This window comes from Cellulophaga sp. BC115SP (genome assembly GCF_009905545.1).
Taxonomy (GTDB): domain Bacteria; phylum Bacteroidota; class Bacteroidia; order Cytophagales; family Spirosomataceae; genus Flectobacillus; species Flectobacillus rivi.
Map to the genome: position 1 here is coordinate 1 of NZ_JAAALB010000090.1, position 7,028 is coordinate 7,028.

The following is a 7,028-nucleotide window of genomic DNA, read 5'->3' on the forward strand; positions in this document are numbered from 1 at the left end:
CTTGCGTAAGCAATGAATTTATACTGTTTGAGCGCAGCGAGTTTATAAATTCTTGATTTTTTTGTTACTTTTTGTATCAAGACAAAAAGTAAGGCTAAGAATTAATCAATAAAATATATTTTGGGAAAGTTTAAACAGCTTCATCAATTAGGGTTGTACGAAGGATTTTATTTTGTTCAAAAGAGTTCTTATGATTAGTGTTTTTTGATGTAGTGGCAACTCTTGCAGTTGCCGCATTCAAAATGGCAACTGCAAGAGTTGCCACTACATCAATTTTATTTTAAAGACAACACTAATCCTTCGTACAGCACTAATTCTCAATATTTAATCAATGATACCGCATAAATATGTCTGTTTACAGGGCTTTTTCAGAAACCAATCTTGTCATCAGCTCCGTAGGAGCGACAGTTTGGTAGTAAAAATCATTTCTCTAAACGGTTAAAAGAGCGCCGTAGGTGCGAAAGATTTCAAGATTTTGGCTTTCTGTCGCACCTACGGTGCTCAAAAAATGTGTTCTCATTAATGACACTACCAAACTGTCGCTCCTACGGAGCTTTTAAAAATGATAATTATATAATACTAGTTTTTAAAAGCTTATTTTACATGATTATTTAAGCAAGTAAGCAACATTTACACGATTTTACCTGCCTACTACCTATAGCTTTTGCCTAAAGTATTGCAACACAATTTTCAAGATATATTTTCATATTGCCGTCCTGCTTCATGAGGCTATTGAAAGGATAGTTCAGGACAGTTTACGGGTATTTGGAGACCTCTAAAGCCTACAGATAATTTTGGTGTTATGAGGCAAAATCTTATCTTTAGTTATTGACCATCAACAAACCTCATATTTTTATCTTAACTAATGATGCTTCAAAAACTACAAATTACACTTCAACGAAACTCGCTTGCTTTTCAGGTATTTGCTTCCCTGACGGCATTTTTTACCTATTTATGCTTTTACCCCTTTCGACGAGCATACACCGCTGCAACTTATGAAGACTGGATTTTTTGGGGAGTTCAATTCAAGATATTGATGATTACGGCTCAGGTATTGGGCTTTGCCGTTTCGAAAGGATTAGGGGTAAAATACGTTTCTGAGATGCTTCCCGAAAATCGTTCGAAAAGTCTGATTCTGATGCTGGCGCTATCATGGTTTGCCTATCTACTTTTTGCGTTAACGCCTGCGCCTTACAACCTGATTTTCATCTTTCTGGCAAGTTTGCCGTTAGGGATGGTTTATGGAACTATATTGGGATTTTTGGAAGGGCGTCGCAGTACAGATTTGCTGGTAGCAGTACTCACCGCTTCGTTTATTATGGGCTCAGGTTTTGCAAAAAGTATTGGTAAATGGGTGATGAATACGTGGGGAGTTACTGAATTTTGGATGCCCTTTGTCGCTTGTGCGATTATGTTCATTCCTTTTGTCATTTGTGTTACTTTGATGGGGCAAATTCCCGCTCCTAATGCCGAGGATATTGCTAGTCGGACTATTAGAAAACCAATGCAAAAAGAGGATAGAAAAGCTTTTGTGAAGGAGTTCTTTTTCAGCCTCAGTATCTTCGTTGTTTCTTATATTGTACTCACAACCTTCCGTGAATTTAGGGATAATTTTACTCCTGAAATCTGGAAACTGCTAGGATACGCCAATAATTCTGCCATTTTTACCCAAACCGAAACGCCCATTGCCATTGCTGTTTTGTTATTGATGGCATCGATGCGATGGATAAAAAATAATTATCAGGCTTTTTTCTTAATTGAGATTTTGATGTTGTTGGGAGGAATACTCATCGGCTTGAGTACGTTTTTATTTCAAGCTCATTTGATTGGTCCTGTAATGTGGTTAACGCTCTTGGGGTTTGGCGTTTATGTAGCGTACTCGATGTGTAATAGTTTGTATTTTGAGAGGATGATTGCATCTTTTCAGCGTTCAGGAACCATAGGTTTTCTTATCACATTAGCCGATTACTATGCGTATTTGGGAAGTATTTTGGTGCTTTTTTACAAAAACTTTTTTCAGAAAAGTATCAATTACCTTGACTTCTTTATCTCCCTATCCTACGCTATTTCAGCTATTTATATTTTGTTGGTAGGGCTATCTATTGGGTATTTACATAAAAAATATCAAAATAGACTCTAAGCCATGAGTCATCCCGAGTTTTTAGGATTGGGATTATTCTCCAAGTTTTTATCAAAAAAGCGGTCGAAAACTATTTTTCGACCGCTTTTTTGATGCTACTATGCTAGATATGACTTGGCTTAAGACGCAATCATTGCGTCTCTACTGCGAGAATACAATTTTTTACATAATCACTCCCTCGCTCAATCACTAAATCGCTAAATTCGGGACGACGCATGTTTACTCTTATTTCTTCATATAACTAGCATCCAAGAAATCATAACGAGGCTCAATAGTCGATTTTTCGGCTCTTGAGTTTACATCAATAATCATTACTGGAGGTTGTTTGTCACCTGCTTTGGCTGCTGGCCACTCTGGCAATTTATCCCCGTTTGGATTACCCGCTTTGATAAAGTTGGCAAAGAAATTACACATAGTATCCGATACCTTGTAGTCGTCGGAAGTCCAAGCGTAATCTTTAATCAAATGGAGGTTGCCCATACAGTATTCGATTTCACAAGCATGCGGTGCTCCAACTGGTTCAGGAGCTTTGGGTGCACCTTCTTTTTTGACAGTACCACCAGCCAAACCTGAAGCTAAAGATTGATCAACCAATTGCGGACGAACTTTGCTATACAAATAACGATACACTGGTTGCGAAGAGTTGTTTCTATGCAAATCAAACCATTTCCAAGTGCTATAAGAAATAAAACGGTCAGACGCCAATTGTGTCGCTGATAACTCTACTTCTTTTTCTGTAGCATGAGGATACAACGCCAATACTTTATCAGCATCGTTTGGATATTCCTTTTTCACACGTTCGATAAACTTCTCAGTAGTATAAGGCTGTCCCATCATGAATGCCATCCCAGGGATTTCGGCTGAGTTCCAACCCAATAGAAGCGGTACTTGCGCTTGTTGTTTAGCTTCAAAAATTTGTGGTAAAGTTTTCGGTAAAAAATGACCGTCTAATACCACAGGGAATCCAAATCGCTTAGATTCGTTATAGATTTCATACAACTCGCGTGTACTCATGGCACGCAATTGCTTCAAACTTGGTACACCAGCATTTTTAGCAAAATCAGCCCCTTGTTTTTCAGCCTCTACCAAAGTTACTGGTGCCATCGTTGGGTTAATTCCAGCACCACTTTCGCCGATAGCTCCATGAAATAAACCTTTTGATAAAGGAGAACCCATTTGATAACTCACTGCAATAGAGCCCGCTGACTCTCCTGCAATAGTCACTTGGTTAGGATTTCCTCCAAATTTCGCAATATTGCGTTTTACCCATTGCAACGCCGCTACTTGATCCAAATATCCATAATTTCCTGAACCTTTATATGGAGATTCGGCACTCAATTCTGGATGGGCAAAATTACCGAAGATATTCAAACGGTAATTGCACGTCACTACGACAATGCCTTTTTTTGCCATTGTACCACCATCATAGCGAGGCTCTGAACCATCACCTGCCACATTACCACCGCCATAGAAATACACCAACACAGGCAAATCTTTAGTATTGCGCTTGGCTGGTGTCCAAACATTGAGATACAAACAGTCCTCGCTTAGACCATTTGAGCGTGAAGCCATATCACCGAAAACAATCGCTTGAACGGGTCTTGGACCAAACTTTTTTGTCTCTTTTACACCTGTCCAATTATCGATGGGTTGTGGTGCTTTCCAACGTAGCTGACCTACTGGAGGCTTGGCAAAGGGTACGCCAAAGTACGTTTGGATACCCGTTTGAGTATCAAAGTTTCCTTCAATAACCCCATTATCGATGGAAGTTTGAACAGGAAAATTGAAATTAGTTTGAGCAATCATCGTGCTTGTTGCTAAGCAAACTACGCTTGCGAGGATGGTAAGATGTTTTTTCATGAATTGGATAAATGTTCTATTGTCTCACTATGTGACAATAATAAAAGCTTTTTTGAAAAAATCCTATTATTTTTCAATTTAATACTAAAAAATCTTAGTGTTTTGGATAATTATAGGAACTTTGTTAAAAGTTTATTTTATCCCAATGAAACCTTATTTATAATTCTCCTAGTTATAAATTTGGTCATTGACAAAACTCAAACTTATGTTTTCCCCATCTAATTTATGCAAGAACAATTCATTTTATCCAATCAATTATCTATCCCAAGTATCGGATTTGGCACTTGGCAAACTCCTAATGGAGATGTAGCGATCAGTTCAGTAAAGTATGCCATTGAATCTGGCTATACACATATTGACACGGCGGCAATTTATGGTAATGAGAAAAGTATCGGACAAGCCATTAAAGAAAGTGGTGTAGCTCGCGAAAAGTTGTTCATTACCAGCAAAGTATGGAACTCCGACCGTGGTTATGAGTCAACCAAAAAAGCTTTTGCCAAAACCTTGAACGATTTGCAACTCGACTATCTTGATTTGTATTTGATTCACTGGCCAGCCAATAGCAAACAGTTTACAAACTGGCAAAGTATCAATGCCGAAACTTGGCGTGCGTTGGAAGACTTATACAAGGAAGGATACATTAAGGCAATTGGTGTGAGTAACTTTATGGTAAATCACTTACAAGCCTTGCTGAAAACAGCTGAAATAGCGCCAATGGTCAACCAAATCGAGTTTCACCCAGGTCATCGTCAAGCCGAAGTGGTGGAGCTTTGTCAACAAAACAATATTTTGGTGCAAGCTTGGAGTCCGCTTGGTACAGGCAAAATGCTGACTAACTCAACGTTGGTACAAATTGCTGCAAAATATAACAAATCAGTTGCTCAACTCTGCGTGCGTTGGTGTTTACAAAATGGTACCTTACCATTACCAAAATCAGTAACTCCAAGTCGTATCGATGAGAATAAACTGGTTTTTGATTTCGAAATCAGTGCTGCCGATATGCAAACCATCAATCAAATGCCCTATTGCGGTGGTTCAGGGTTAGACCCAGATCAAGTTGACTTTTAGTGAATTACATTAATACGCTTTAGGTTGTAAGCTATAGGCACTAGGCAAAAGCTTAAATTCTTTGATGAAAAAAAACGTTTAGCTTTTAGTTTACGGCGTATAGTTTAATGCCTTTTGCGGGAAAAATTAAATTAATAGTATATCTGAGGTGTAATTTGGTTATAACCTTTTGATTATGAATATTTTCAAATAACCAATATACTATTAACTAATAATGTCTTCCTATTTATTGCTATCCAATTTTAATTATATACTATGAAAAATCTATTTATTAAGTCCGTAGCTACTTTGGGTATCGCTACGTTAGGGCTTTCGGCGTTTGTAGGAACAAGCAACGAGCCAAATCAACTTTCGGAACAAGAAAAGAAAGAAGGATGGACTTTGCTGTTTGATGGCAAAACCACCAACGGGTGGCATTTGTACAACAAAGGCAAAATTCCTACAGCATGGATTATCCAAAACAATGAGTTGTATTGTAAGCCCGATACTTTTACAGTAGAACATGGCGATTTGGTCACTGACAAAGAATATCAGAATTTTGATTTGCGCTTTGAATGGAAAATTACCGTAGGCGGAAACAGTGGCGTTTTTTTTAATGTAGTCGAAAAAGAAAGTAACCCAACGGCATGGTCTACAGGACCAGAATACCAATTGCTCGACACTAAGCATGATGATTATGAAGCTAATGTCAAAAAAAGAGCAGGATGTTTATATGGGTTTTTCCCTCAGAAAAATGCCGCAGTAACCAAACCCGCTGACGAATGGAACGAGTCTAGAATTAAACAAGTCAACGGGAAAATAGAGTTTTATCTCAATGGCGTTTTGACAGCAGAACAAGATTTGACGTCTAAAGAATGGAAAGACCTTGTAGCCAAAAGTAATTTTAAATATTTCGCTACTTTCGGCAAAACAGTAAAAGGACGTATTGCTCTTCAGGATTGGTCCAAAGGAATAGCTTTCAAAAATATCAAAATAAAAGAATTGTAATAGTTAGAAAGAACGAATCCCAAAGTAGCGACTACTTTGGGATTTATTGTTTTTAAAATGCTGAATTTATGGGACAACTTTATCGAAAACGCTGGTCGATAGAAACTGTTTTTCAGTCGTTTAAAGGACGAGAATTTAACTTGGAAAGCACACATTTACAATCAATTGCTAAGCTCAAAAAATAAATTGCGTGCGTAAGCATAGCATACGGATTATGTAGAAGTTTAGAAATTCATTATCACCAAAAAGTTCAAAATATAAAAATCAAAAAGCATGGCTATAAAGCTATAAGTTTTGTTAGAAAAGGCATAGACTTAATTCGCCAGCATTTTCGAAAGAGTAAAACTCCAGATTTGGCAATGGAATATACCCTAATTAAATTGCTTAGGTGGATAAAATTACAAGTCACTCATTATCAGCTCCTAAAAAAGCTGGGTAGGGTAGGCAATCGCCTTTGACAGTAAGAATAATTATTACTTAATTACAAACAAAGGAGTATTTGACAACTCAACTAAAAATTATTTTTATCCAGACAGCTCCCTAAACTGTTAAAGGAAGAAAGGAACAGATTGGTTTCAGGATCCTGTACTTTTGACAGACAAAAACGATAATATTTGGATAGGGTTTGGATATGGTGAATGGGGAGGCGAACTTTTTATATTTAATTCTACAGATAGAAAGTTTATCATTCCAAATCTAAAAGGATTTCCGATTACACTTAATCCAATCAAGTCAATTTTTGAAGGTAAAGAAAATGTTTTTGTTACATCAGGGCTAACGCATTTTGTAAAAAGGGGAAATATTGAAGCTGTTTAAACAAATGCAAAACATTTCCAAATAAGTGAGAATTTTGTGGTGTCTAATCATAAAATCTCACTTACAGGGAATGTTGAGTAAAAATACAATAGAGAAGTGGATTATCCCAAATTTATCAATTGGAAGTCGGGGTTTTGAGCCTAAAGTACCTTTAGTT

6 protein-coding genes are annotated in these 7,028 nt (G+C 37.3%); 5 read left to right on the forward strand and 1 reads right to left on the reverse strand.

Going from position 1 to position 7,028, the window contains the following annotated elements:
* Nucleotides 1-865 precede the first annotated feature (865 nt).
* Nucleotides 866-2,140, forward strand: coding sequence for a DUF5690 family protein (locus tag GVN22_RS26400; RefSeq protein WP_205691048.1), 1,275 nt, complete (start codon nt 866-868; stop codon nt 2,138-2,140).
* A gap of 225 nt (nt 2,141-2,365) precedes the next feature.
* Here the strand turns inward: GVN22_RS26400 and GVN22_RS26405 are convergent, their stop codons facing one another.
* Entirely contained in the window at nt 2,366-4,000 is a 1,635-nt protein-coding gene (locus GVN22_RS26405; protein WP_166554008.1) for a carboxylesterase/lipase family protein, read from the reverse strand.
* 225 nt (nt 4,001-4,225) lie between these two features.
* On the opposite strand from GVN22_RS26405, the gene GVN22_RS26410 reads away from it, so the two are divergent.
* From GVN22_RS26410 to GVN22_RS26425, 4 genes are all read left to right on the forward strand, one after another.
* The gene (locus GVN22_RS26410; protein WP_166554009.1) at nt 4,226-5,068 is read left to right on the forward strand and encodes an aldo/keto reductase; all 843 of its coding nucleotides are present in this window, start codon (nt 4,226-4,228) and stop codon (nt 5,066-5,068) included.
* 255 nt (nt 5,069-5,323) lie between these two features.
* Nucleotides 5,324-6,055: a DUF1080 domain-containing protein gene (locus GVN22_RS26415; protein WP_166554010.1), complete on the forward strand. Its 732-nt coding sequence runs from the start codon at nt 5,324-5,326 to the stop codon at nt 6,053-6,055.
* Nucleotides 6,056-6,123: 68 nt separating this feature from the next.
* Nucleotides 6,124-6,240, forward strand: coding sequence for a transposase (locus GVN22_RS26420; RefSeq protein WP_166554011.1), 117 nt, complete (start codon nt 6,124-6,126; stop codon nt 6,238-6,240).
* 406 nt (nt 6,241-6,646) lie between these two features.
* Nucleotides 6,647-6,871: a hypothetical protein gene (locus GVN22_RS26425; protein WP_166554012.1), complete on the forward strand. Its 225-nt coding sequence runs from the start codon at nt 6,647-6,649 to the stop codon at nt 6,869-6,871.
* Nucleotides 6,872-7,028 lie beyond the last annotated feature (157 nt).